Source organism: Proteiniphilum acetatigenes DSM 18083 (assembly GCF_000380985.1).
GTDB classification, from domain to species: domain Bacteria; phylum Bacteroidota; class Bacteroidia; order Bacteroidales; family Dysgonomonadaceae; genus Proteiniphilum; species Proteiniphilum acetatigenes.
This window is the reverse complement of sequence record NZ_KB905698.1, coordinates 86,703-113,372: the sequence shown is the minus strand read 5'-3', so window position 1 is coordinate 113,372 and position 26,670 is coordinate 86,703. Positions and strand designations below refer to the sequence as shown.

The window sequence follows — 26,670 nt, the reverse complement described above, 5'->3', positions numbered from 1 at the left end:
CCCCTGAATAAAAATGATTGAACAACAATATATAGATCTGTTTAAGCAGTATCGCGGTGAATTGGACGCCAATTCCACGGAAGGACTGAACAGGCACCGGGATACAGCTTTCGATATATTTACACAGATAGGATTTCCCTCTTCAAAGCAGGAAGACTACAAGCATTCGAACATAATGCGCTGTTTTGATGCAGATTTGGGATTGAACCTGCGGAATATTCTCATTCCGGTCAATCCTTATGATGCTTTCAAATGTGACGTCCCCAACCTCTCTACACATACCTATTTTCTTATTAACGACAGATATTACGATAAAGCAGAGCAAACAGAGGGTCTGCCCGATGGTGTCTTCGTGGGTAGTTTACAGCAATTCGCAAAAGAGTATCCTGCACAGTTTGATATGCATTATGCTCAGATTGCCGACATGGATAATAACGGCATAGTGGCTTATAACACCATGTTTGCCCAGGATGGTTTTGTAGTGTATGTCCCTAAGAATGTAGAGGTTGAAAAACCGTTACAGTTGATCAATATCCTGCGCGGCGGTGTGGATCTGAATGTGAACCGCAGAATTCTGATCATCGTGGAAGAGAATGCCCATGTGAAATTGCTTGTTTGTGATCATGCTGTGGACGATGTTCACTTCGTGGTGACCCAGGTAACGGAAATCTATGCCGGTGCTTCGGCACAGGTTGATTTTTACGAACTTGAAGAGAATTCGGAAAAAGTAACCCGGTTGAGTAATCTCTTTAGTGAACAAAAAGAGAATTCCAATGTGGTTACCAGCGGTATTACACTTCACAACGGTTATACACGTAATAACTACCGGTTTCGCTTGTTAGGCGAACATGCCGAAGCGCATGCAGGGGGATTGGCTATCTGCGATAAAACACAGCATATTGACAACTTTGCTTTTCTCGATCATGCGGTACCCAATTGTACCAGCAATGAGCTATTTAAGAATGTGTTGAAGGATAAGGCGACCGGCGTTTTCTGCGGGAAGATATTGGTAGAGAAAGATGCACAGAAAACACAGGCATATCAGACGAACCGTAACCTGGTTTCGACCGACACAGCACAGATGTTCTCAAAACCGCAGCTTGAGATATATGCCGATGATGTAAAATGTTCCCATGGACTTACTACCGGACAACTTGATGAGGATGCCCTGTTCTATATGCGTGCCCGTGGTATCGATAAAGAAGAGGCCCGTCTGTTACTTATGGTGGCATTTACCCGTGACGTGGTAGATATGATTCGTATTCCTACATTGCAGGAGCGTCTGATCACCCTTATCGACAAGCGTTTCCGCGGAGAACTGATGCGTTGCGGAAATTGCGCTGTTTGTAAGTGAAAAGTGAAAAATTAATAGTGAAAAGTGAAAAGAGGGAAGGTGATGATTAATGTGCCAATGTGGTAATTAGTAATTTGTTATTAATCACTTTCAACATCCCAAATCCGAGATAGAATTGAAAGAACTCGATATACATAAGATACGTGCCGATTTCCCTATACTTTCGCGTGAAGTATACGGGAAGCCCCTGGTCTATTTTGATAATGCTGCTACTACGCAAAAGCCGCAGTGTGTCATGGATAAGATCAACGAGATGTACACCACTGTGAACGCCAATGTGCACAGGGGAGTGCATTTTCTTAGCCAGGCGGCGACTGATGAGCATGAAGCTTCAAGAAGGACGGTTCAGGAATTTATCAACGCTGCGTCTTCTAATGAAATCGTTTTCACCCGAGGTGCCACCGAATCGATCAATCTGGTGGCGTCATCATTTTGCAGGGACTTCTGCCGGGAAGGTGACGAACTGGTGATCACAGCTATGGAACACCATTCCAATATTGTTCCCTGGCAGTTGCAGTGTGATTATTACGGATTGAAACTGGAAGTGGTGCCAATCAATGCCGAGGGTGAACTGATCCTGGATGAATTGGAGAAAAAGATCACTTCCCGTACCAAACTGATTGCGGTTACCCATATCTCCAATGTGCTGGGGACAGTCAATCCGATAAGTCGGATCGTGGAAATAGCACACCGGCACGATATCCCCGTACTGATCGATGCGGCGCAAAGTGTGCAGCACCGAAAAGTGGACGTACGTGAGATCGATTGCGATTTCCTGGTTTTCTCTTCGCATAAAGTGTATGGACCTACTGGTGTTGGTGTATTATATGGAAAAGAGAAATGGCTTGATGCACTCTCCCCTTATCAGGGTGGGGGAGAGATGATCTCGAGTGTTTCATTTCAGAAAACCACTTTCAACAGCCTGCCATTCAAGTTTGAAGCGGGTACTCCCGATTTTGTGGGAACGGCTGCATTGGCTTCGGCGCTGCGCTATATTACTTCTATAGGATTAGAGAATATAGATCTTTATGAACACGAGTTGCTCCGGTATGCTACCGAAAAGCTGCTTGCCGTATCTGGATTGCGAATCCTGGGGAATGCCGCTGATAAGAGCAGCGTAATCTCTTTTCTGGTGGATGGTATTCATCCCTACGATATGGGTACCCTACTGGATAAAATGGGGATTGCAGTCCGTACCGGACACCATTGCGCTGAACCGCTGATGCGCGAGCTGGGCGTGGAAGGTACTGTTCGTGCTTCTTTTGCCTTTTATAATACCAAAGAGGAAATAGATATGCTCATAAGTGGTATTCAAAGGATTGTTCAGATGTTTCGGTAACAATTGATAATTGACAATGGACAGTTGATAGCTGGTAATTAGTAATTGAAATTTGGTAATTAATGATCAGCCAATCACTGAATCAACAAATAGAACGGCAGCTGTATGCAAAAAGAGTTCCGGGGTAAGGAGAGAAATGAAGATCACGCTTTATTCATCTTATTAAAAAAGAGGGATAAAGAGGCTTTCTCCATGATATATCAAAAATATCACCGGTATCTCTATTCATTGGCGCTGAAATACCTCAAGAGTGTACAAATGGCGGAAGATGCCGTACAGCATGTGTTCGTAAAATTGTGGGAATCCACTGCAGATATTCATATAGAGATAAATTTGAAGAATTATCTCTATACGATGACAAAGAATTATATTCTGAATATGATCCGCGATCATAAGGAGGCAGTTTCTCTTAACTATGTCAATGCGCAGATCGATTTTCCCGCACAAGAGGATATTTTGAGGGAGGTGGAAGAAAAGCAGATGTATGAAATGCTTTATAAATGTATAGAACAACTTCCGCCTCAGAAAAAAGAAATCTGTATGAGGAAACTGAAGACATCCGATAGTAATCAGGAGATTGCCGATAAGATGGGGATATCAGTTCATACTGTGAAGTCCCATTATCAGGAATCTCTAAAAATATTACGATCCTATTTTCAGCAGATTAAGATGCTCTTATTATAAAAACAGGAAACGAAACTCATTTCTTTTACCCGGATATGTGTCTATATAATATAGAAAGTGGAATGGTGGAATGGTGGAAAAGTGATTTAATTGGCAATTACCAATTCCTAATTACCAATGGATCAATGCGACATAAGTCCGAGACCCGAAATCTTTCATTTTTCACTTTTAGTTTAAGAAGTCTTGGTTCTTGACTCTAAAGTCTTTATTAAATGCAATCATCGGACAAAAATATTATTAACAGGGTTATAGCCGAATCGGCATCGAAAGAGGAGGCTGTAGAGGTGGTCGATTGGTTCTCTTCTACGGTCGAGGGGCAGCAATGCCTGTCGGATATGCTCGACAGAGATGCTTATCTGATGGAGAATGAACCTGACCTTGGTAAATCATTTACCCCATTACAGTCCGATCTCCTGTACAAAAGGATCGACAGGAATATCTACCAAAACCGCTTCAGAAAAAATCTACTCAAAGTGGTTGCCGTTCTTTTGCCGATATTGCTTCTTTCAGGATTAGGTTTTTACCTGAACAGACAGACCGATCTTTTCTCCGGAACAACCTATTCCGAAGTATATGTTCCTAAAGGAGAAGATGCGCGGATCTTTTTCCAGGACGGTACAGAGGTATTCCTTAATGCAGATACAAAGATCCGTTATCCGAACAGATTCGGATTACGAAAAAGAGAAATCTATCTCGAAGGAGAGGCCTATTTTAACGTGGCTTCCAATCGCAGCCGCCCCTTTGTGGTGCACGCACAGCATACCGAGACAGAGGTAGTAGGTACCTCTTTCAATGTAAGAGCCTATGGTAATAGCAACACTATAGAAGTAGTGCTGGATGAGGGGAGAACCGCTTTTCACGTGCATCAAAACAGCTACCCCATGTTGCCAGGACAAAAAATAGAATATGATAAGTCGACCGGGAGAATAACTTTGCGAAATCTTATCAATCCATCCAATGCTTCATTATGGAAAAAGAATGTACTCCATTTCTATGATACCCCTCTTGCTGAAGTGATAAAGGAACTGGAGAGAAGATTTGATGTGCAATTTCATGTGCAAGATGCAGCAGCATTGAATTACAGTTATACCCTAACGACCAAACAACCCGGTATTGAAAATGTGCTGAAGGAGCTTCAGAAAATATCCCCGGTGAAATTTGTTGTCGAGGGTGATACGGTTACTGTTTCTATTTAATCTTCTCATAAACCCTGCAGAACTGATACCTGATTTCACTGATTCCCTGTTTGTTCATTCTTCCTGTTTGTTTTACTATAAATCCTTAATATATCAATATGCAACTTATGTGTTGCCGAATAGAGTATCTTATAAAAAAACGGACACCAAATCTAATGATTTATTATATTAATCGTTAAAAAATGAACAGTGTGTTTTTTATGTAATTTAAACAACTATTTTGGACTAAGTTTATTACGCATGTTTAACCTTAGTTAAAAGTATTCAATAAATGCTATCTATGTTAAATAGATAAAAAATAATGTCCTTTTTTTGTTATTTCGAAAAGTCGACGTACCTTTGACTCACTTTTTTGAGTGAATATGATGTAATATGTTGTAGGTTAGTATCTTAAACCGTATTTAAGGAATAAAGGCGCTTCCCGGAAAAACTTTATTCGTGGGTCGGTTAAATAAATGATGGATTATACATAGAACAGAGAGTAAAAATAAGTAGGCATACAAAAATCATCTTCACTGACTCGTATTAAGGATATCTGCACTTTCACCCTGCAGGATTCGATATCCGGATCATAGAAAAGATTATTTTACAAGTAGTTTAATAGGTAAAAACCCGAAAGAAATTGCACAGCAATGGAGTACCGGATTTTTGTCTTAGCATCTGTCGGATTCAGGTGTCTGTAAAGAATAATGAAATGTCCTTTATATATAAACTCGTGGCATGGTCGGCCGGTAAACAGACCACATAAAGAAATAAACACTTTATAAATTAATTCAAAAATGAGAACTAAAAACTTTCTTTCAATCGCCGCTTTGATCATTTGCGGTTTAGTGTGTGTGAACAGTGTGAAAGCAGAAGGTCCGTCGAATACGGATAATGTAACAGTGAATATCAGGTTTAAACCAATTCAGACAATTGTTGTTAATCCGAGTCAGAAAACAGTAGATCTCGTGTACGAAACAAAAGATCATTATGCGAGTGGTGTCTCTTCCGAGCAAAAAGATCATTTGACCGTATTCAGTACCGGAGGATTTCAAGTAAATGTGAAATCGAACGGGGAGTTTAAGAGAGGTGACGGAGCGGAGGTTATATCAGCCGGTGATGTGAAGATTTTAGCATCACTTGGAACAAATACCGCAGTGGGTGAATTTAATGAACAAGCTTTAACGACAGGAGATATCCCTATAATTACAGCCTCCGAGGGGGGGAGTGTACTTAATTACAATATAAAGTACGATAACACTGCTGCCGGCGCCTCATACCAGTACATCAATAGATATATCCATGATGATGCCGAATCAGTATATACAGCACAGGTTACCTACACTATAGTATCAAAATAAAGTATATTTATTAAAAATAGAAAGAAGGAGGGGAGAACGTTTCGGTTGAATCGTTTCTCTCTCCCTCTATCTTATATTCAATAGGGTATTATTACTTGTATTTAACAATCAATAGGGACGACCGACCCGACTGAATAAAATATTCTAATCGATGAGATATCTGTTTGTCCACTGTTTTTTACTATTTGCCGGACTTTTTTTCATAATTCCTTCCACCGTCTTTTCACAGGTAGGGATTTCGGTGTCTCCGCCGCGGGTATATTATAGTCTGGACCCGGGAGAGACAGGATCACAGAAAGTACTGGTCAGCAATGTCAGTAAAGATCATCCGCTCAATTTCTCCCTTACAATGGGGGATTGGGAATACGATAGTTATGGTGGCAACCTTATGTTCCCGCCTGATTCACTGGATAATTCCTGTGCCGGCTGGCTAAGCCTGCCCGGTGGCATGTATATGACCCTTGAGCCGGGAGAAAGCCGGGAGATCGATCTGATTATGACCATACCTGCGGAAATCGACCGTGACGCGAATGTACAGACGGCCATGCTATTTGTAACGCAGATGAATCCCGTAGATGGCGTAGATACGCAGGGAGCAGCCATCAAGATCAATGTCCGCCAGGGAATAAAAATATACCGTAAAGGCAACGCTCCGGAAATAAAGAAAGTGGAAATTGAGAATCTGGCATACGATAAGGAAACCAATTCGCTGATGCTCTTATTCAGCAATGTGGGTAATATTTGGATTAACGGCCGTGCGAGCGCCAGTCTGTTCAACCAGGGTGACGGTAAAGAATTGAACATAGAAGCGGCCGATTTTTATACGATGCCCGGTGACCGTCGGATCATGCAGATTCCTCTCCGGCAAGAGCTGGAAAAAGGAAGATATATCGCCACCGTGATGCTCGATTACGGTGACCGCACCACGATAGAAGCCGCAGAGCTGCAGTTCACTCATGAGTAGGCTATTCATATACATAGAACTTCTTTTTCTCTTATTCCATATATCGGCATACGGTCAGGTGAATCTGACATGGCAGGGAGGATCCGACTATCTTAGTGTGGGTTCCTATTCAGGTGCCGTATCACAATCGGATATTACCAGATTGAAAATCAGCGGTAATGGAAATATTACTTTCGAGAACTGGAAATTATCCGCCCGGATAGTAAACTACCCGGTTGTAAACGGAGGGAATGAATTTCCTGCAGACAAAATAAGTTTTTCCCCGACCGGAACATCCGGTAATTTGAAACCGGGACCCATTCCCAGCGTTACTCAGGTAGGAATGCCTTTATCCGTTCCATTTCAAAACGGACCGAATGAAGTGTACCTTGTTCCCAATTCCAATGCCCCCATCATAAACAACAGCCCAAATCAAAATGATTATTTTGATTTTATTATGGGATTTAATCTGACGGTCGCTCCCGGCAGCTATTTGAATTCCCTGCAGGCATGGAAAGAGTATCCGTTTCAGATAGAATATACGCTATACGATAAAAATAATATACCCATAGCCCGACTGCAACATACTTTTAAGATACAGGTAACCAATCTGGGTAATCCTCCTCCTGAAGAGAAACGGTACACCATCCGGGTTTCTACGGAAGCATCTAATGGACTGCTGGAATTTAAAACGATGGCGGATTATATCAACGGCAAAAGTGTTACTTATGTTGACGGATTATCTGTTTCCGCCACTACTGCCTATCAGGTTACGGTAAGATCCGTATCCTCTCATTTCTCCTCCTCCGCCGGCAATACTTTACCGTTGGATATTGTTCACCTGCAATTAAGCGGGGGAACCGGAAATATATATTCCCGTACGCTTTCTACTGGTACCCAGACCATACTGGAGGGACCCTCTACCGGGGGTACACCTGTAAATTTTGATATTACCTATTTTACCGAAGCGAATGATTCGCGCCTGTTCAATGTTCCTCCCGAACAATACGAGACATCGCTTATGTATGAAATTTCTCCCCGATAGCAAATGTTCCGCAATAGAAAAAAGCTCTGCTTCACAGGATTATTGCTCATCAGTCTTTATACTTTCCACGGAATAAAGGCTCAATCTGTTGCGGAAGAACCGGTCGGCTTGGAGATACGGGAGTCTTCGGTTAATGCACAGGTTATAAGTCATATCCTGAAGATAACCAATCGATCGGAGCAGATATTCACTGGAACTGTCCTGTTGGATCCACTCTCGGAACTCCGTTCCCTTTCACAGGGTGAACGGGAGATTTCTGTTGCTCAGAACGACAGTGTTTTTGTCGCTTACCGGTTAATTGCAGCCAAGGATATCGGTGCGGGAAGAAAAGCTATCAGGTATATCATTCTCAATGAAAAAAAGGAAAGGGTGCTGGCCCGGGAAACCTACATCGATATTGAAGAGCGGGAGCAGATATTTTTCATGACGGATGACGCCCCACTGATGATAACCCGTCCGGAGGATTCGGTGCGGGTGCATGTAACGGTGAATAACAGCGGAAACACATATCAGGAGGTGACATTGGTGTTTAATGTTCCCAACCTGCGGGAAGCACCTGCTTTTACAGAGATGAAAATCACCATGGCGCCTATGGAACAGAAACGGTTTATCCACAGCTTTATTCCCAGTGGCAATCTCCTTTCATCGGGACAATTTTCGGTGCATATCACTGCCATGAAAGGGAGGGAGAAAACGATTTTTGGGAGTAAGACCGTTACCGTGCAGAATGTTTTTACAGATAGGAAGTATATAGATACCAATCCCGCCCGTAATTTGTATCCCGGACAGGGATTGGCCGACAATTCCGTTACATTGAGCTACCGGCAGTACAATGCTACTTCGAATATGCTGCAATTACAGGGTGGGGGATATATGAACCTGCCGGCAGGCTATCTCCACCTGAAAGGGAATATCTACAAATACAATTCCGGCCATACACCCATGATTACCAATACCTCGTTGATGTATAAGCTTGAAGAGAATGAGTTCACTATTGGCAACGTGAGTGAACAGACGGAGTTACCGCTATTTGGCCGGGGCGCAAAAGCAATATTGTCGACTGCCGACAGGAGAAAAACGCTCACTTTCGGGGCGGTCGATCAGAATTTTAACCTGATAGGTTCACAGCCATGGTTTACCGAGTATTACTCGTTTTACATACAAGGCGCATTAGGAGCCAATAATTCAGATAGGGGTATGGAAGCAACCTATATTTACCAGAAAAACCCTTATGAAAAAGCAATATATAATGTAGGAGGCCTTCAGTGGAGAAGCTTGTTAGGGAAAAATTGGAGCATCCATATGGAGACGCATGGAGCATTGAGCAGCTATGAGAACATACCAGACAGCAAATTCTCCGGTGCAGCTGAACTTCGGTACAGAGGTAATCTGCCTTTCGGAATCGCTTTGGACGGATCGGGTTATTACAGCGATGGATATTTTCCCGGAAGCAGAAAAGGAACTCTCTCCTTTACGCAGGGAGTCAATAAAAGATTGTCTGAAAACACCTATATCAGCGGCAGTGTTGGTTACAACAGAACGGCACCTAAATCGTACGCCTACACTTATACTTACCGGTCAGAGAACAGTTATGGAAATATCATGCTCTCATTGCCAAAATTAGGGAGAGTAACTTCGTCACTCTATTACCGGCATCAAGGTGAAAGTTCCCCCTCATACACCTCATGGCTCGATGAAGGAACTGTTTCAGGGAATGTGCGAATGGTTTCTCATCGCATGGGATGGCAAGGGCGATGGCAAAGTCCCAATGCGAGGCACTCCCTCTTCGGCACACTGGAGGCAGGATTTTTTGCCGATCCTTTGGAGGGTGGCCGTTCGGGACAGGCAAAAACAACCCTGAATTACTCATTCCGGGAAGTGATGATAGACGCCTCATACCAGAAAGGAGCTTACTATCTCTATGAATATATGATGGCGAAGCAACAGCATAAGGAGTTCAACCGGTTTACCTCTTCGGTTTCCATCAATAAAAATATTTCTAAAAAATTATCTTTCTCGTCAGGTATCAACTTCAGCCATGATGTGTATCAGGGCAGCGTGCCGTCGGCGAACCTTACTGCAAACTTTTTTGCAAAAGATAATATGGCTTTTTTTATGAACGCTTATTGGTACAGATACACGTTTATCAATAGCAGTAATATGTTCAACGTGCAGGTGGGAGTGACATGGAATTTCAGCAAATCGCAGCCGATGAAGGGGCGGAAAAGCAAGGTAGTCGCTCAAGTCTATTACGACCATAACGCCAATAACCGTTATGATGACGGAGATGAGCCGGCCGGAGGCTATCTGCTGAACATTGATAACAAAGCCTTTATTTCGGACGAAGAAGGAAAGGTGCGCTACTCGCTGGTACCCTACGGCGAGTATATAGTGAAGCCGATACAGACGGGACGCTGGTTCTTCGACCGGAAGAAAATCACTGCCAAAAGTGCCAGAACGGTGATCAATATTTCCCTCAAACAAAGCGGTACATTACAGGGAAGTGTCGGTTATATCAGTGATGAGAATAGTGTGGAGATTCTGCCGAGGTATGAAGGTCTTCGATTTATAGTAATAAATACCGACGGAACAGTTGTTCAAACCGTTGTCACCGATGCCGACGGAAAATTTACCACTTTCCTGCCCATGGGAACCTATACCATTACCTTCGATACCAAAACGTTGCCTGAACACTCCGAGTGTAAAGATTATACCCGTACTTTCACGATCGAAGCCGGTAAAATTACAGTGCTCGATCCTTTTGAGATTGAAGTGAAAGAGAGAAAAATAAATATAAAACGCTTCTTCGCTTCCGATTGACCGATATAATATTTATATGTTTCGGATATTGTTTCTGTTGTCCTTCGACCCTTTTTCTCCGGATCTTTGTGACCTTTTTTGTCTCTCTTTTTTATCTTACACCCTGTTATTCAAAGGATTTATCATTATTTTTTTGCGGTTTTTCTTATCATTTTGTTAAATTTTTACTTTTTACTCATCCTTTTTCTTTTTCTCTGTGTCTACTATAAAGAAGCGATAACAAGCATTCAAAAGTGTTAAATCAGTATCTGTAATAAAAAGTAGAGAGATAGATTAATTCTAGTGAGGTGAAAAAATTTTAATGTCTAATTTTTAATATGTAGAACAAACCATGGGAAAAATTCCAATGAAAAGGCGATGGATGATTCTGATGTCGCTCTTTGTGCTGAGTACCGTAATCAGTTCGGCACAAAAAGTGAACCTGAATTTCAGCCAAACAAATCTGAGAACTGTACTGGAAAGTATCACCCAACAGACAGACTACACCCTGGCGTTTAGCAAGGAAGTGGTGGATCTGAATGATGCAGTAACTATCAGAGTGACCGATACCGATCTTACGCAGGTGTTGGACCAGTTGTTTACACCCCGTAATATCGGTTACGAGCTGAGAGACAACAAAATTTATATTTTTGATAAGTCGACGGCCGCAACAAGTGAAACAACGCAGGCTCCGCAACAGGAAATACGTCTGAGCGGGCGGGTGACTGATGAAAATGATGATCCGGTTATTGGGGCTAATATCTCCGTTCCGGAAACTACGATTGGTACCGTAACTGATATAGATGGGAATTATGCGTTATCCGTACCGAGAGGAGCTACGCTTCGCGTATCTTATATCGGCTATCTGGAGCAACAATTTACGATTACTAATCAGACCGTGCTTAACGTACAATTGCAGGAAGATACCGAAGTGCTCGATGAACTGGTGGTAATCGGGTATGGTGTACAGCGCAAAAGTGTGGTGACAGCCGCTATTAGTCGTGTAACTGCCGATGATCTCGCCTTTACGGCTCCCGTCAGGGTGGATAATGCGTTGAAAGGGCTTACAGCAGGTGTTACCGTTACTTCCGCTTCCGGTCAGCCCGGTGACGCAGCAAAGGTGCGTGTGCGTGGTATCGGAACCATTAACAATTCCAATCCTGTTTATATTGTGGACGGCATGCCGATTGACGGAGGTATTGATTACCTTAACCCGAGCGATATTGAATCCATAGAAGTATTGAAAGATGCCGCTTCGGGAGCTATTTACGGTACGCGCGCCGCGAATGGTGTTATTCTCGTTACTACGAAAAAGGGAAAAGAGGGAAAAGTGAGTTTTACGTATGATTTCTCATATGGTATGCAAAGTCCATGGAAAGAACGGGACGTGCTGAATGCCACCGAATACGCGATATTGATGAACGAAGGCAGGATAAACGGGGGAAATTCACCCTTTTATGCCGATCCTTATTCCTTCGGGGAAGGTACAAACTGGCAAAAGGAAGTTTTCAATTATAATGCACCGTTAGTCCAGCATCAGTTCAGCGCGAGCGGTACCACGCAACGGCTCAACTATTACCTGTCAGCAGGTTATTATTCGCAGGAAGGTATTGTCGGTGGAAATTTCGACCGCTCCAATTACAAACGCCTTGCATTGCGTTCCAACAATACGTATGTGCTCATGGATGCCAAGAATGAACGTAACTGGTTAAGTAATGTCACCTTTGGCGCCAATCTGGCCTATTCGCGCATCCAGTCGCAAGGTATTACCACTAATTCGGAGTATGGTTCACCTTTGGGCAGTGCACTTGCTTTCTCGCCTATCCTCGGAATTTATGAAGAAGACGAGGATGCCGTATTCGAAAGATATGCCAACGTAACGAATTTTAGTCCCGTACGCGATAAAAATAATGGACGTATCTATACCATTGCCGGCTCAGACTATAATGAAATTGTCAATCCGTTGGCCACGCTGACTTTACCGGGCGAGAAAGGAAATGCCGACAAGTTTATTGCCAATTTCTGGGGCGAACTGACTATTTGGGATAATCTGAAATTTCGGTCGTCGTTTGGAACGGATCTGGCTTTCTGGGGTACTGACGGTTGGACTCCCGTGTATTACCTGGGACAATCCAATAAGGCTGAGAAATCATCCGTATGGTCGGAGATGAACCGTTCTTTAGTATGGCAGTTAGAGAACACATTATCATACGATAAAGCCATCGGACTACATAACGTAACCGTACTGTTGGGACAATCGGCGAAGAAAACCAACGGACGCCAGTTGGGTGGCAGCAATTACTATATGGTGGAAGAAAATCCCAACAAGGCGAATATTAACTTTACGACCGGTACCGCTGCTAACGGCGACATGTCGGTTTACGGAGGCGCTACTAATCCTCATGCCCTGGCTTCTTATTTCGCACGGTTAAGCTACAACTATGCCGAGCGTTACATGTTTCAGGCAACTATTCGCCGCGACGGTTCTTCCAGGTTCGGGACCAACAATCCCTGGGCCACCTTTCCCTCCTTCTCGCTGGGATGGAATATTATGAACGAAGAATTTGCACAAAACCGTCCCGATTGGCTGAACAGCACAAAACTCCGGTTTTCATGGGGTAAAAACGGTAACGAAAATCTCGATGATTTCCGCTACGTAGCGCTTACCCAAACCGGAAATAATTATTTCTTCGGGACAGGTGATGCCATAAGACTGCTCAACGGTACCAAACCAAACGGACTGGCAAACAGAGACCTGCGTTGGGAACAATCCATACAGACCAATATCGGTATTGACTTCGGATTGCTTGGAAATGCATTAACATTCAGTGGTGATTATTACAAGAAAATTACGGACGGTATGCTAATGGTAATGCCCATCCCTTCTTATGTGGGTGAATCCAAACCCTGGGGTAACGTCGGAGAAATGGAAAACTCCGGTTTTGAATTCGAAACAAGCTATAGATTCAAGGTATCCGACTTTAACTTCCGTATCGGGGGGAATGCTACCTACCTGAAAAATAAACTCATTAAATTGGGTAATGAAACCGGATTCGAGAATTACGACAATTACCAGAATGTGGGAACTGTATCGAGAGCCGAAAATGGCCAACCGTTCCCTTTCTTCTACGGGTATAAAACCAACGGTATTTTCCAGAACCTGGATGAAATCAACAGTTATACCCATACCGATGCCGATGGAAATGTGTCTTTGATACAGCCTAAAGCGGTGCCGGGGGATGTACGTTTCGTCGATATAAACGGAGATGGTAAAATTGATGATAACGACAAGACCAAAATCGGTAAAGGTATGCCCGACTGGACATTTGGCTTGAATTTTTCTGTTGCATGGAAAAATTTTGATTTCAACATGATGTGGCAGGGTACACAAGGGAACGATATTTTTGATGCGACGCGCCGTACGGATATCGCTTATATCAACCTGCCTTCGTATATGTTGGATCGTTGGACCGGCGAAGGGACTTCCAACCGTATTCCGCGATTCACCTTTACCGATGATAATAACAACTGGCTGTCGTCCGATTTGTACGTGAAAGACGGTTCGTATTGGCGGTTGAAGAACATACAGTTGGGATATACGCTCCCCAGAGGGATGACGAAAAATCTTCTGATTTCAAGCTTGCGCCTTTTTGTAGCAGCTGAAAACCTGCTGACTCTCACAAAATATGAAGGGTTTGATCCCGAAATCTCCGCCGGAGGCACACAGATCGGTATTGACCGGGGTATATATCCTCAGGCGAGAACGTATACATTCGGGTTAAATTTAAATTTTTAATTGCTAATCTGACTATCGTATGAAAAAATATATTTTAATTTTAATAAGTTGCATACTGTTGGGTATGACGGGAACGTCCTGCACAACTGATTTTCTGGATGTAGAATCGCCCGACAAGGTTTTTGTTGACGAATATTATAATTCGGATGAAAGGATCTTTGAAGCACTCGTTGCCGCATACGACCCGTTAAAATGGTTTGACTATGCATGGGGGCAATATACGCATATCGGTTTGGTCTCAGATGTGATGGCTGATGACGTTTACGTCGGGGGAGCCGATGAAAATGACTGTATTTATTTGCATCGTATGTCTAATTACAATGCTTTGCCCACCTCTGTGGTAAGTGATCTCTGGACGACATTTTATTCCGGTATAAACCGTTCGAATGTTGTAGTGGAAAACATTGAAAATGTAACTGATATTTCTAATGAAAACAAGGCTCTTTATACAGCCGAAGCAAAAATATTACGTTCGTTCTATTACACGTGGTTGTGGAAATTGTGGGGCAATATTCCCTATTATGAACAGAATCTCTCGTTTCCTTATATACATGAGCAAAGCGCAGCCGATGATGTTTATAACGGAATAATAACATCATTGGAAGACGCGATCGATAACGGGGGATTACCTATGCGTACAACGGCCCAATGGTATGGACGCGTATCGAAAGCCATGGCATATATGCTCTATACTGAAGTGGTAATGTACCAGCAGGACGAAAGCAGATACTCCAAAGCTCTCAGCTATATGGAAGAGATCATCGCTTCCGGCAGCTACGACCTGGTAGACGATTTTGCTTCAATCTGGGAAGAAGCGGGAGAATGGAATACCGAGTCGATTTTCGAGATCAATTATGTTTCTACTGCCGGTAAACGCGCCTGGGACAATGCTACTGGCGCCGGTGGTTCAGTTTATCCGAAATTTATAGGCATAAACAATCTGGGCAGCAGTCCGGATTATGAAGGCGGATGGGGATTTGAACCGGTTCGCGTGGAAACTTACGAAATGTATGACGAAGCCGATGAACGTCGCGATGGGGGTATCCTTAATTTTGCCGACTATACCGTTTCCACTGGTGCTACTTACACAGGACGTTATCAGGATACCGGATATTTTTTAAGGAAGTACCTGCCCCGTGTGGGTGGTAATGCAGGACATGCTGCTGATGCCGATATGAACTACAATAACAATTTCCGTGTTTACAGGTATGCGGAAACATTATTGTACGCATCCGAGCTTTTAGCCCGCGGTGTTTCAGGTAAGGGAACGGCACAGAACTATTTAAACGAAGTACGCGACAGGGCGGGATTGGGAAGCATTCCTGCCACGGTAGACAATATCATTCAGGAGCGACGGTTGGAATTTGTGGGCGAAGGAAAACGTTACTGGGATTTGGTACGTACCGGTAAAGCAACTACCGTGCTTGTTCCGGATGGACAGTACCGTACAAACTCATGGACACCCAATAAAAAATACCTGCCCATTCCTCAAAATGAGATTGATGCGGCGCAAGGTACGTTAACTCAGAATAACTATTAAATAAAATAGAAGAATTATGAAAAATATATATGGCTATATAAGGGTTACCCTCTTGATGGCGGCGATAGCTTTTTGCCTGGCAGGCTGTTCCCCGGATGGTTTTACATCGCCGAATGAGGCTGGTATTCCCCTGGCCGCGGATATTGACGTGAATATCACTGTCGACCAGGAAATCAACCAGGTAACGTTCACATTAAATAATAAGGCTGCTTATCCTGTATGGATTTTTGAGGAACAAAGTAAAATCACCTATTCCACAGTGAACGGGCTTACCAAAATTTATAGTACCGCCGGCACCTATACGGTAGAGATCAAGATCGGGAATGCAAACGGTATCAGCGATGGTTCCATCATCAAGACGTTTACGATTGACAACTCGATGGTTGACTTTAACAAGTACATTACATTCTTTGCCGGAACTGAAAGCAAAACATGGTCAATTGCTGCCAGCGAACCTGCGCACTTGGCTTGTGGAGAATCGGGAACAGACGGGACGGGCTGGTGGAGCGCATCGCCTAACGAGAAAGCAGCTTGGGGGCTTTATGACGATATACTTACCTTTACAACAGGTATGGACTATACCTATAATCCGGGTGTGGGAGGCACGGTGTATGTGAATGCCGGTTGTTCCGTATTCAGCGAATATAATACCAACGATGGGAATGACTTTATGGCGGCCGTTTCAGAACAGGTAACCACCTATGATTTTGTTGCGGAAGGAAACGACATTTACCTGACGTTCCCGGCACACACGCTGTTCCCATATATCGCCAACGACGATATTTACAATACTCCGAAATATAAGCTGGCAGGTATTTCACCTACTAAAATAGAGCTGATTTCGGACAACGGATCTATTGCGTGGCATTATATCCTGACAAGCGGTGAAGAAACAAAACCGGGCGGTTATGATCCGGATAATGATTGCAACATGTGGAAGACGGCAACGTTCACAAACGAGTTTTACTATGCCCCGGGTTGGAGCCAGATAGATGACCCCGGCTTTGCCGACAACGGTAATTCTTATCAGATTACCTTGCCCGAGGCCACCTCCGACCAGTGGCAGGCGCAAGTGAAATTCCTGACTGACTTATCTACTAATGCGGCAACGAATTATGATTTTTCGACTATCTTCAATTCTACCAAGGATCACAACAATGTAACAGTAAAACTGGTTAAGACGGGAGACGACGGAGTGTATTACTTTCAGGAAAGTATTTCACTGAAAGCATATCAAGATTATACCTTTATTCAGACAGATATGGCCGGCATTGACATGGAGAAGGTAAGCCTTGTGCTCGACTTTGGCGGTAATGCGGCAGAAACGGTCGTTACTGTGAGTCGTACCGTATTGAAAGAGCATAGTTGCGACGACGGCACTGTCATCGAAGAACCTGAAGAAGATGATGTGAACTGGCTGCCGGACTCGGACTGCAATATGTGGAAGTCGGTTAGCTATACGAACTTCTTTTATTATGCCCCGGGTTGGAACCAGATAGCAGACCCCGGCTTCGTGGCTGACGGCAACTCGTACAAAATCACGTTGTCCGAAGAAACATTTTCCCAATGGCAGGCACAGGTCCATTTCAAAACAGACAATATTGCGACCAGCGCTGCGAATAAGTATGATTTTCGCTGTATCTTTAATTCAAGCAAGGATATCAGGTCAGTAACTGTCAAACTCACCAAAGTAGACGATGACAATACGTTTTTCTTCACTAAGAATATTGATCTTACCGCGTATGAGGATTATGTGTTTAAGATGCCTGCTATGGATGGAATTGACATTGATAAGATAAATTTGGTATTTGACTTTGGGGGAAATCCTGCGAATGCCGAAGTCACCATCAGCAGCATTATCCTGAAAGAATCCGAATGCAACGAATAAAATAATGAATCTATAGCATAGTACGGCATCATGGTTTTGCCGTACATGCTTTTAATTATATGATTATGAATAAAATGAAGCTATTTTTTTTGTCGGTACTTGCGCTTGCTATAGTGTGCTGCAGTAGTAAAGACAACGAAATTGAAGCAAGCGGGAGCGTTACTTGTTCTCCCACCCAAATTTATGTAGGTTATAGTAAGGAGACTTCGACTATTGATGTTACGGCTGACCGCGAGTGGGCCGCCTATAGTAACGAAGATTGGATTACCTGCAGTCCTACGGGTTCCGTCAATACTACCGGAACGATAACGGTAACCATTGCTGCCAACACGAGTACTTCAGCGCGTGAAGGTGCGGTTGTCGTTAAAGCGGGAACCCAACGGGTCAGTATTCCGGTAGAACAGGAAGGCAAACCAGTGCCCAATGTCGAGGCTCCGGAAGGTTATACCCTGGTGTGGAACGATGAGTTTGACGAAGGCGATCGCCCCAATGCCTCCGAATGGTGGTACGAAACCGGTGGCGGAGGCTGGGGAAATGGAGAACTGCAGCACTATGTCAGCGGTGATAAAGATGGAGAGCAATTGGCTGTCGTAAAAAACGGTATTCTCACTATCACTGCAAAAAAAATAGACGGAACGGTTTATTCCATCCGTATGAATACGGATAAAAGCTGGATATACGGCTATTTTGAGGCACGCCTGAAATTACCGGTTGGGAGAGGTACTTGGCCCGCCTTCTGGATGATGCCGAAAAATTTTACCGCTTGGCCCGATGACGGTGAGATCGATATTATGGAATATGTGGGTTATGATCCCAATGTCGTGCATTCTACCGTACATACCAAAGCATACAATCATACGAATCAAACACAGAAAGGTGCATCAAGAACCATACAGAATGCTTCAACCGAATTCCATGTCTATGCTACTGAATGGACTCCCGATTATATCAAAGGGTTTGTGGATGGAGTTGAATATTTCCATTTTCCCAATGATAAGGCCGGGAACAAAGATACGTGGCCTTTTTTCAATCCATTCTATCTGAAGCTTAATCTGGCCTGGGGCGGATCCTGGGGGGGCGCCCAAGGGGTAGATGAATCGGCATTGCCTGCCTCCTATGAAATTGATTACGTAAGAGTATATCAGAAAAAGTAAAAAATTAAAAATGAAAAAAATCATTTTTTTTATCCTTACGGTACTTTTGGTGGTTGCCTGTAACGAGGGAAATAAAAAAGCATCTGGCTTGGGTTTGGATACCGGTATTGAAAAACGGATCGACAGTATCATGGCGCAGATGACCCTCGAGGAGAAAGTAGGGCAAATGGCGCAGTTCACGCTCGACGTGATCGGAAAAGGGGGAAATGTTTATTTTAGCGACGAACCTTTCGAAATCGATCCCGCCATGCTTGATACGGTGATCGGCAAATACAAGGTGGGTTCCATCCTGAATACGGCCAACAACCGGGCACGTACCACTGAAGTCTGGGAAAAAACAGTACAAGCTATTCAGGAGAGGGCATTGGCCGAAACAGGTATACCGGTGCTCTATGGCATTGATGCCATTCACGGAACCACTTATACTGCCGGATCCACCCTTTTTCCTCAGGGTGTGGGTATGGCTGCCTCCTTTAACCTCGACCTGATGAAGGAGGGTTCCCGTATCACGGCCTATGAGACCCGCGCCAGCAATATTCCCTGGACCTTTGCGCCTACTATGGACCTGGGGAGAGATGCCCGTTGGTCGCGTCAGTGGGAGAGTTACGGCGAGGATTCCTATCTCAATGCGCAGATGGGTTTGGCCTCTACACTCGGGTTTCAGGGTGATGACCGGAATAGTGTAGGGAGCCATCGTATTGCGGCCTGTGTGAAGCATTATATGGGTTATGGAGTACCGGTCTCGGGTAAAGACCGTACGCCGGCCCTTATTTCCGAAAGCGAACTGCGTGAGAAATATTTTGAACCCTTTCGCACTTCTATTGTAGAAGGAGGAGCGCTTTCGCTGATGGTCAATTCGGGCATCATCAACGGTGTATCCACACATGCCGATTACAGGCTGCTGACCGAATGGGTAAAAGAGGACCTCGCGTTCGATGGCGTGATTGTGACCGACTGGGCCGATGTGCAGAACCTGCTCTCGCGCGACAGGATTGCCACCGATTATAAAGGGGCAGTGAAAACGGCTATCAATGTAGGTATCGATTTAGTCATGGAGCCGTATAACCTTGCGTTTTGCCCCACTTTAGTAGAACTGGTAGAAGAGGGTGAGGTGCCTATGAAACGGATCGATGATGCAGTACGCAGGGTATTGCGTTTGAAATTCCGTCTGGGGCTTTTTGAACGTCCCTACTGGTCACGCTCCGAATATCCCGACTTTGGGAGCAGTGAGAGCGAAGCGGTAGCGAAAACAGCTGCAGATGAGGCGATCACTCTGTTGAAAAATGAAAACAACATCCTTCCACTGCCGGCCAATGCCCGTATCTTAGTGACAGGCCCTAACGCACATTCTATGCGTACCCTCAACGGGGGGTGGAGCTATTCCTGGCAGGGAGAAAAAACCGAAGAGTTCGCCCAGGATTACAATACCATCTACGAAGCGTTGCAAAACAAATTTGGTGCCACGAACGTGAGATATGAGCCGGGAGTTACCTATAAGATGGATGGCCAGTATTACGAAGAAAATCCGCCTGAGATCGGAAAAGCGGTAGCCGCTGCAGCCGGAGTGGATTATATCGTATTGTGTGTGGGAGAGAACTCCTACTGCGAAACACCGGGTAACCTGGATGAACTGGTGCTGTCGGAGAATCAGACAGCACTGGCACTTGCTTTGCAAAAGACTGAAAAACCGGTTATACTGGTATTGAATGAAGGACGACCACGCCTGATCCGTAAGATTGAACCCGATTCCAAAGCGGTACTTCAGCTTTATCTCCCGGGTAATTTCGGGGGAGATGCGCTGGCCGATATCCTCGCGGGAGATGTCAATCCCAGCGGGAAGTTGCCCTATACTTATCCCAAGTTCGAACATGGATTGATCACCTACGATCATAAGCCCAGCCAGAATATCGACGGTAAGATGGAAGGCGCTTATGATTACGGAGCACAGACTTCGGTGCAATATCCGTTCGGCTTTGGTTTGAGCTACACCATATTTGAGTATGCTAATTTAGCAGTGAGCAAGAAAGATTTTGTGTCGGGCGACCTGCTGACCGTGACCGTGGATGTGAAGAACACCGGAACGGTAGCCGGCAAAGAGGCGGTACTGCTTTTCAGCAGCGATATGGTGGCCTCCCTTTCGCCCGACGTACGCCGTTTGCGTGCATTCGAAAAGATATCTCTTGAACCGGGTGAAACCAAAACCGTTATGCTGCAACTGGCGGCCGACGACCTTGCTTTTGTGAATGAAAAAGGAGAGTGGACGCTCGAAGCGGGCGAGTTCAAACTACAGGCGGGCGATCAGATTGCCATGATCCATTGTGCGGAGACCCGGGTCTGGGATACACCCAACCGGTAACAAATACATGTCGGGTATGAGGACGTAAGCTCTGCAAAGGTATAACTGGCCGGCAATAAAACTTGGGATTATACAGTAAAAGAGAAAGAGGGTGTATCCACAACGGATTTCACCCTCTCTTTAATTAGCTTCCTATCAGGGAATAATTTCAAAATTTACTGATCACCAGTGTAAAGAACAATTGTACGGATTATCTTCGTAAGCAATCCGTACGGCAGCATCATGTCGGGATACAGGTTACTTCGGCTACCACCGATACCCCCGAAGTGATTTATACGATTGGGGAACTGGAAGAAATGCTTCATACTGCCTTGAAGCAACTACCCGAAAACGTGCGGAGAGCCTTTGAACTGAGCCGGTTTGGGAATATGACTTACAATCAGATAGCGGAGGAAATGTCCGTCTCTCCCAAAACAATAGAGGCTTATATCAGCAAGGCGCTAAGCGTATTAAGAGCCGAACTGAAGGATTATCTCCCATTCGTGTTGATCATATATAATATCAGCTAGATTTATGCAAAAAAGAATTATGCAAAAAAGCATAATTTACAATCGGTAGTGTGGAGTTGGTTAAAAGTTCTGCCAAAACAGGATTTTACTTGAAGTGGAAAACATTTATCCCTGAAAGAATTATTGTACCTTTGTGCCGAAATCATCATTATTCACCCCAATGTGATCATCCATTATGAAGAAGAAACAGAAGCAGTCTCCACAGATCCTTTCCCCGGAAAACTATATCCGCCAGAGAGCCCGTAACCTTCCTATATTCAAATGTTTTGTCAATGATGGATGGGATGAACAAGGTCTTGCACATGTTACTATTTCCCGTAAACATGTGAACGGGAATATTACTTATTGCTCCTATCTTGTCGACCTGAAATGCCTCGGGATAAAGGATACATTGTACCAATTCAATGTTCCGGAGTATGAGTTTGACGAGTATAAGGACAAACTGGATGATAATCTTGGCATGATTGAAAGCGAATACAATCTGGGTCACAACATCATTCATGCCGGGTGGGAATATGCCGAGGAAATCGGTTTCGAACCGCATAAGGATTTTCTCTCCATCACACAATACATGCTTGAAGAGGACAGTGACAAGATCCCTTTGATCGATATCCACTGTGGTGGTGAAAATGGGAAACCCCTGTTTGTGCAGGGGCCTTTGGAGGATGATACAATGGCTGGAATGATTATGAACAGGCTGGAAAAGACGCTTGGTGCCGGTAATTATGATTATGTGTTAGGGGGGGGTGATCCGTTTGATGACTCTTACGATGATGATGATGATGACGACGATATCTGGGATAACGAGGATGATTTTTTTGATGAATATTCCGGAAATAGTTACAAAGAGAATGTCGCAATTTTTCTGGAGTTAACCCAATATTTAGAAAACGTGGCTTCGGAAGACGGGATGTTTGAAAATCACCGTGACGATGAAGATCCGGACGAAGAGGAGAAATTCAAAAGAATTGGAGCGCTCACAAATCTGTTGTATGATGATCTTACGGATTTTAAGGAAGTAAACAGGTGGGTCACGAAATGGAACAAAGAGGCGCGTGATTATACCATCACCAATGCCGCTTACTGGCAGATGCTTGGTTTACAGAATGAAAATGATTTCACGTATGAAGATTTGTCGTATCTGACCAAAGATGCCAACGAAGCAAAATTGAGCGAATATATCCGTGAGCGTTGGGGAGAACTTCCTTACGTTGACTTTCTCGAAATAGATATCCTTGATGATCCTTCGGAAAAAAAAGCCAGGATAAAGAGGGCACTTAAACAATACCCTGATCATGCCCTTTTGAAACTGGAAGACATGGCGATAAAGATACAGGATGATAAGCTGAAGAAAACCGAACTCTCATTCAAATCATTGTTCGGAGAAAGAAAGGAAATCACCCCTTATGAATATGTGATGTGGCAGATGACGTGGCTTGACTACTTTGCGTCGAACTATGATTTGAGTGGTATGGAGGCCCTGTTCCTTTTTAATGACCCTGAAAACTATACGGAATACCCTCAGGTCACCATGTTCCTTTCTGCATTGTACGCCATGAGAATTTCCGTGTTAAGAATATTCCTGTTAGAGTCTTAATACCCAAAAACGTAAGGGAAAAGTTTAATTATAGAAATTGTGCGATTATGTGGTTATTACTTATATAACGTACTAATAAAATAATTTCTCCGGTATCTTCATATACATTAAAAAACACGTACCAATGTGTTGCCTTGGATTTTGTAAATACAGAGTATAACATTTTTTTTCCGTATCTGTCAAAAAAAGGAGGTGCGGGTCGCTTTATTTTGTTCATTAGATTTGTTCTTATATCATTCTCCAAATCTACAACATATTTAACCGCTCTCTCTTTAAAACCAAAATATTCTTTTTTGTACAATATTTCTGTTAGTTCAAAGAGATAGTTTTCAACTTCGGGTAAGAATAAAACTCTCATTTATCAAACAGTTTTTCCACACGGGGAATAAGTCTTTCCAGAAGTTCTTCCCCTGTGATAGCCCTTTTCAGGTCTTCGTCTTTTGTTTTAAGAATATATTCTTTAGGGATAAGCGTGGAATATTCCGTTACAGGTGTAAGGGCAAAGCTTCCGTTTTCTCTTGATTTCAGAATTACTTCCTCCCCATTTTTTACCAGTTTAAGGTATTTTCCTTGTTTGGCTCTAAATTCACGCGTACTTATAACTAACATAGCTTTTTTATAATGTGTACCAATATGGACGCAAAATTATGGTATTATTTTTATATAGCAAAAATATTCCTGATTTTTTGCGTTATTTTTGGTTGTTCCATGTTAAGTGGTCGATTATTCCTGGTAACCCATAAATCATATAAAAAGGTAGGTTAATTAACTAAAAATCTTTTTTGGCAAACGCCTCCACCTTATCCACACTGTATTGTCCCGACCAAATCCTAACAGCAATATCATGATCGGTTTCGTCTTCTCTATTGTCCCGTTGCCTGTGGCAGTTAGAAATTCGGTAAACGAGCATGGGTGCATGGCAAACTGATAGATTATTCACTTGGGTTGTTTTTATTGGAAATTACAAATAAATACAATTGGGATTATTTATTTGGGACAAAAACGTAAGATTTTGTAATATACTGTCTGTGTTATAGATGGAGTGAAATTTTTTTTACTACATTTGCTCGTGTATAATGATCCGTTAAGTAGTTTTTCTTGCTTAATAGTTTGATAAATGTTTCACAGTTTTATAACACATCTGAGAGAATGCTATATGAGGTTCCCTGTTTTACTAATCGGCCTTATTCTTCTTGCAGGCTTGCTTTGTAAGCAGCTTATTGATACGCCGCCATCGGGTAATCCTGTTAGAATTGGAATTGACGGCTTGTCGCATGATCATGTACACGGCCTTTTGAATCGATATAAGGAACGTGCCGATATCCTTATTGTCGGTATTGCCGAACCCAATAAAAAAAGAGCACAGGAATTGGCAGACCGATACGGATTCGATATGAATATCGTATACGATGACCTGGCCACAATGGTTGAAAAGACCCAACCGGAAGGAGTGGTCGCTTTTAATTCGATTTATGATCATTTAAGCACCGTAGAGGTATGTGCACCGAGAGGAATCCATGTAATGGTGGAGAAACCGCTGGCAGTGAGTACCGAACACGCCGAAGAAATGAAAAAACTGGCTCGGGAAAATAATATTCACCTTTTGACCAACTACGAAACAACATGGTATCCAGCTCATTACAAGGCTTTCGAAATGGCTGTCCTGAAGCAGGAAATCGGAGATATTAACAAAGTCATTATCAATGACGGACATAAAGGGCCTGTGGAGATCGGATGCTCTCCCGAATTTCTGGAGTGGCTTACTGATCCTGTCCTGAATGGAGGAGGGGCGGTAACCGATTTTGGCTGTTACGGAGCTAACCTGATGACTTGGATTATGCAGAATGAGGAACCTGAAACTGTTACGGCAATACTACAGACGATCAAGCCGGAGGTTTATCCCGAAGTAGATGACCAAGCAACTATTATTCTGACTTATCCGCACGCACAGGCAGTGATTCAAGGATCGTGGAACTGGCCTATAGACAGGAAAGACCTCTCTATTTACGGAGAGGAGGGGTATGTAAGTGTGCTCAATAGCCATGATCTGGAATACCGTTTAGCGCGTTCTACTCCAAAGCGCGAAGAAAAAGTTACCGAATCTCCTTTGGAAGCAAAAGAGCCATTTAACTATTTCGCAAATGTGATAAGGGGAGATGTCAAAGTGAAAGTCACAGACCTTTCTTCTTTGGAAAACAACCTGATTGTCGTGAAAATATTGGACGCGGCGAAACAAAGTGCCGCAGAGGGGAGAACAGTTCAGTTTACAAAGTAATTCTTACGCAGGGTGACATCGTTTCTTTAAGAATTTGAATATTCCGGTAAACAGTTCTCCATACGACAATATTTATTTTTAATAGTAAGGTCGTATGGAACTCCCATATTGTCATGTTCACTGAAGTTAGTCGTTTTGAGTCGGCTTCGCTTCTCGATTTTCAATTCTACCTCAACAGAGGAAAAACTTGTTTTTCTTCTGTATTCGCTTATAGAAAACGTTCCCGGGTGAGAACGGTTATCATACTCGTTTCAGGCTAAGTGAATAAAAATTGACGTACGTTCCTTTTTCTCTAAATTCTTAGTGCGGTGTCCTTTACCGGTTGTATCTTCCACCAAAAGAACTTCGCCGGTTTGAAATTGACGTACCTCTCCCAGGGATGTTTCGATTTCCACACCGCCGTCTAACAAAACAATATACTGGCGTTGCGGGGCATGATGGAAATCGTAGTCGTAATCGGGTGGGACTGTTCTGAATTGCAGAGACTTTACTCCGATATTTTCAGACAGGCGGCCAATTTCTCCACGGTCGAACAACAGTATTTCGATATCCTCAAACCGGGAATCACCGTTAGTATCGGTATAAATACGGGTTACTTTCATATCAAAAGATAATCCGGTTTACCTGTTCAATTTCGTCTTCGGAGATGGTATGCCCGCGGTTTGGATAGACCTTTTCGGTGACAGAGGCATTCATTTCCCGCAGGATATTGGTGGAAGCGTACACACGTTCCACAGGTACGTGGAAATCGGGATCGCTTGTCCCAAGGAAAACGGGCGTTTGTTCAAAATCCCCTTTGTTCATCATTTAAATTTGGATTAATAAACAGAATATGAGCAGCTAATCATGATG

21 protein-coding genes are annotated in these 26,670 nt (G+C 43.5%); 16 read left to right on the top strand and 5 right to left on the bottom strand.

Going from position 1 to position 26,670, the window contains the following annotated elements:
- Nucleotides 1-13 precede the first annotated feature (13 nt).
- The 15 genes from sufD (at nucleotide 14) to F597_RS21655 (ending at nucleotide 23,543) form a co-directional block, all read left to right on the top strand.
- On the top strand, nucleotides 14-1,354 hold the full coding sequence (gene sufD / locus F597_RS0112255) for a Fe-S cluster assembly protein SufD (RefSeq protein WP_019540044.1): 1,341 nt from the start codon (nucleotides 14-16) through the stop codon (nucleotides 1,352-1,354).
- Between the two features lie 115 nt (nucleotides 1,355-1,469).
- On the top strand, nucleotides 1,470-2,693 hold the full coding sequence (locus tag F597_RS0112250) for an aminotransferase class V-fold PLP-dependent enzyme (RefSeq protein WP_019540043.1): 1,224 nt from the start codon (nucleotides 1,470-1,472) through the stop codon (nucleotides 2,691-2,693).
- Between the two features lie 105 nt (nucleotides 2,694-2,798).
- On the top strand, nucleotides 2,799-3,377 hold the full coding sequence (locus F597_RS0112245) for an RNA polymerase sigma-70 factor (protein WP_019540042.1): 579 nt from the start codon (nucleotides 2,799-2,801) through the stop codon (nucleotides 3,375-3,377).
- A gap of 212 nt (nucleotides 3,378-3,589) precedes the next feature.
- Complete coding sequence (locus F597_RS0112240; RefSeq protein ID WP_019540041.1) at nucleotides 3,590-4,573, top strand: FecR family protein; 984 nt, start codon at nucleotides 3,590-3,592, stop codon at nucleotides 4,571-4,573.
- Between the two features lie 779 nt (nucleotides 4,574-5,352).
- On the top strand, nucleotides 5,353-5,916 hold the full coding sequence (locus F597_RS0112235) for a hypothetical protein (protein ID WP_019540040.1): 564 nt from the start codon (nucleotides 5,353-5,355) through the stop codon (nucleotides 5,914-5,916).
- Nucleotides 5,917-6,067: 151 nt separating this feature from the next.
- Nucleotides 6,068-6,880: a fimbrial biogenesis chaperone gene (locus tag F597_RS0112230; RefSeq protein ID WP_019540039.1), complete on the top strand. Its 813-nt coding sequence runs from the start codon at nucleotides 6,068-6,070 to the stop codon at nucleotides 6,878-6,880.
- Complete coding sequence (locus tag F597_RS0112225) at nucleotides 6,873-7,904, top strand: hypothetical protein (RefSeq protein ID WP_019540038.1); 1,032 nt, start codon at nucleotides 6,873-6,875, stop codon at nucleotides 7,902-7,904. Before F597_RS0112230 ends, F597_RS0112225 begins: the two co-directional genes overlap by 8 nt.
- A 3-nt stretch (nucleotides 7,905-7,907) precedes the next feature.
- Nucleotides 7,908-10,724 (top strand): carboxypeptidase-like regulatory domain-containing protein, encoded by a 2,817-nt coding sequence (locus tag F597_RS0112220; protein ID WP_157279119.1) that lies wholly within the window; start codon nucleotides 7,908-7,910, stop codon nucleotides 10,722-10,724.
- Between the two features lie 331 nt (nucleotides 10,725-11,055).
- Nucleotides 11,056-14,499 (top strand): TonB-dependent receptor, encoded by a 3,444-nt coding sequence (locus tag F597_RS0112215; RefSeq protein WP_245542036.1) that lies wholly within the window; start codon nucleotides 11,056-11,058, stop codon nucleotides 14,497-14,499.
- A 19-nt stretch (nucleotides 14,500-14,518) separates the two neighbouring features.
- Nucleotides 14,519-16,039: a RagB/SusD family nutrient uptake outer membrane protein gene (locus F597_RS0112210; RefSeq protein ID WP_026327404.1), complete on the top strand. Its 1,521-nt coding sequence runs from the start codon at nucleotides 14,519-14,521 to the stop codon at nucleotides 16,037-16,039.
- Nucleotides 16,040-16,055: 16 nt separating this feature from the next.
- A complete protein-coding gene (locus F597_RS0112205) occupies nucleotides 16,056-17,927 on the top strand; it encodes a hypothetical protein (protein WP_019540034.1) in 1,872 nt (623 codons plus the stop codon).
- Nucleotides 17,928-18,001: 74 nt separating this feature from the next.
- Complete coding sequence (locus F597_RS0112200) at nucleotides 18,002-19,081, top strand: family 16 glycosylhydrolase (RefSeq protein ID WP_019540033.1); 1,080 nt, start codon at nucleotides 18,002-18,004, stop codon at nucleotides 19,079-19,081.
- A 10-nt stretch (nucleotides 19,082-19,091) separates the two neighbouring features.
- Nucleotides 19,092-21,437 (top strand): glycoside hydrolase family 3 N-terminal domain-containing protein, encoded by a 2,346-nt coding sequence (locus F597_RS0112195; RefSeq protein WP_019540032.1) that lies wholly within the window; start codon nucleotides 19,092-19,094, stop codon nucleotides 21,435-21,437.
- Between the two features lie 158 nt (nucleotides 21,438-21,595).
- Nucleotides 21,596-21,946, top strand: a complete 351-nt coding sequence (locus F597_RS22000) for a sigma-70 family RNA polymerase sigma factor (RefSeq protein WP_081624371.1) — start codon at nucleotides 21,596-21,598, stop codon at nucleotides 21,944-21,946.
- Between the two features lie 175 nt (nucleotides 21,947-22,121).
- A complete protein-coding gene (locus tag F597_RS21655) occupies nucleotides 22,122-23,543 on the top strand; it encodes a hypothetical protein (RefSeq protein WP_019540030.1) in 1,422 nt (473 codons plus the stop codon).
- A 28-nt stretch (nucleotides 23,544-23,571) separates the two neighbouring features.
- Here the strand turns inward: F597_RS21655 and F597_RS22600 are convergent, their stop codons facing one another.
- The 3 genes from F597_RS22600 to F597_RS22405 all read right to left on the bottom strand — a co-directional run bounded on the left by F597_RS22600 (nucleotide 23,572) and on the right by F597_RS22405 (nucleotide 24,483).
- The gene (locus F597_RS22600) at nucleotides 23,572-23,901 is read right to left on the bottom strand and encodes a hypothetical protein (protein ID WP_019540029.1); all 330 of its coding nucleotides are present in this window, start codon (nucleotides 23,899-23,901) and stop codon (nucleotides 23,572-23,574) included.
- The gene (locus F597_RS0112175) at nucleotides 23,898-24,152 is read right to left on the bottom strand and encodes a type II toxin-antitoxin system Phd/YefM family antitoxin (RefSeq protein WP_019540028.1); all 255 of its coding nucleotides are present in this window, start codon (nucleotides 24,150-24,152) and stop codon (nucleotides 23,898-23,900) included. Before F597_RS0112175 ends, F597_RS22600 begins: the two co-directional genes overlap by 4 nt.
- A gap of 160 nt (nucleotides 24,153-24,312) precedes the next feature.
- A complete protein-coding gene (locus tag F597_RS22405; protein ID WP_157279117.1) occupies nucleotides 24,313-24,483 on the bottom strand; it encodes a hypothetical protein in 171 nt (56 codons plus the stop codon).
- Nucleotides 24,484-24,699: 216 nt separating this feature from the next.
- Here F597_RS22405 and F597_RS0112165 point away from each other — a divergent pair, with 216 nt between their 5' ends.
- Nucleotides 24,700-25,818 carry a Gfo/Idh/MocA family protein gene (locus F597_RS0112165; protein WP_044060289.1) on the top strand — a complete coding sequence of 373 codons (1,119 nt, stop codon included), beginning with the start codon at nucleotides 24,700-24,702 and terminating at the stop codon, nucleotides 25,816-25,818.
- Nucleotides 25,819-26,069: 251 nt separating this feature from the next.
- On the opposite strand, the gene F597_RS0112160 is transcribed toward F597_RS0112165, so the two are convergent.
- Nucleotides 26,070-26,420 (bottom strand): cupin domain-containing protein, encoded by a 351-nt coding sequence (locus F597_RS0112160; protein WP_019540025.1) that lies wholly within the window; start codon nucleotides 26,418-26,420, stop codon nucleotides 26,070-26,072.
- A gap of 1 nt (nucleotide 26,421) precedes the next feature.
- Nucleotides 26,422-26,625, bottom strand: a complete 204-nt coding sequence (locus F597_RS0112155; protein WP_026327401.1) for an alpha/beta hydrolase — start codon at nucleotides 26,623-26,625, stop codon at nucleotides 26,422-26,424.
- Nucleotides 26,626-26,670 lie beyond the last annotated feature (45 nt).

What these genes read in the sequence shown, in the direction of transcription:
- F597_RS0112160 (WP_019540025.1), bottom strand. Translation starts at nt 26,420, where the DNA reads ATGAAAGTAACCCGTATTTATACCGATACTAACGGTGATTCCCGGTTT.
- F597_RS0112205 (WP_019540034.1), top strand. Translation starts at nt 16,056, where the DNA reads ATGAAAAATATATATGGCTATATAAGGGTTACCCTCTTGATGGCGGCG.
- F597_RS0112165 (WP_044060289.1), top strand. Translation starts at nt 24,700, where the DNA reads ATGAGGTTCCCTGTTTTACTAATCGGCCTTATTCTTCTTGCAGGCTTG.
- sufD (WP_019540044.1), top strand. Translation starts at nt 14, where the DNA reads ATGATTGAACAACAATATATAGATCTGTTTAAGCAGTATCGCGGTGAA.
- F597_RS21655 (WP_019540030.1), top strand. Translation starts at nt 22,122, where the DNA reads ATGAAGAAGAAACAGAAGCAGTCTCCACAGATCCTTTCCCCGGAAAAC.
- F597_RS0112200 (WP_019540033.1), top strand. Translation starts at nt 18,002, where the DNA reads ATGAAGCTATTTTTTTTGTCGGTACTTGCGCTTGCTATAGTGTGCTGC.
- F597_RS0112175 (WP_019540028.1), bottom strand. Translation starts at nt 24,152, where the DNA reads ATGTTAGTTATAAGTACGCGTGAATTTAGAGCCAAACAAGGAAAATAC.
- F597_RS0112240 (WP_019540041.1), top strand. Translation starts at nt 3,590, where the DNA reads ATGCAATCATCGGACAAAAATATTATTAACAGGGTTATAGCCGAATCG.
- F597_RS0112225 (WP_019540038.1), top strand. Translation starts at nt 6,873, where the DNA reads ATGAGTAGGCTATTCATATACATAGAACTTCTTTTTCTCTTATTCCAT.
- F597_RS0112245 (WP_019540042.1), top strand. Translation starts at nt 2,799, where the DNA reads ATGCAAAAAGAGTTCCGGGGTAAGGAGAGAAATGAAGATCACGCTTTA.
- F597_RS0112220 (WP_157279119.1), top strand. Translation starts at nt 7,908, where the DNA reads ATGTTCCGCAATAGAAAAAAGCTCTGCTTCACAGGATTATTGCTCATC.
- F597_RS0112230 (WP_019540039.1), top strand. Translation starts at nt 6,068, where the DNA reads ATGAGATATCTGTTTGTCCACTGTTTTTTACTATTTGCCGGACTTTTT.
- F597_RS0112235 (WP_019540040.1), top strand. Translation starts at nt 5,353, where the DNA reads ATGAGAACTAAAAACTTTCTTTCAATCGCCGCTTTGATCATTTGCGGT.
- F597_RS0112195 (WP_019540032.1), top strand. Translation starts at nt 19,092, where the DNA reads ATGAAAAAAATCATTTTTTTTATCCTTACGGTACTTTTGGTGGTTGCC.
- F597_RS22600 (WP_019540029.1), bottom strand. Translation starts at nt 23,901, where the DNA reads ATGAGAGTTTTATTCTTACCCGAAGTTGAAAACTATCTCTTTGAACTA.
- F597_RS0112155 (WP_026327401.1), bottom strand. Translation starts at nt 26,625, where the DNA reads ATGATGAACAAAGGGGATTTTGAACAAACGCCCGTTTTCCTTGGGACA.
- F597_RS0112210 (WP_026327404.1), top strand. Translation starts at nt 14,519, where the DNA reads ATGAAAAAATATATTTTAATTTTAATAAGTTGCATACTGTTGGGTATG.
- F597_RS0112215 (WP_245542036.1), top strand. Translation starts at nt 11,056, where the DNA reads ATGGGAAAAATTCCAATGAAAAGGCGATGGATGATTCTGATGTCGCTC.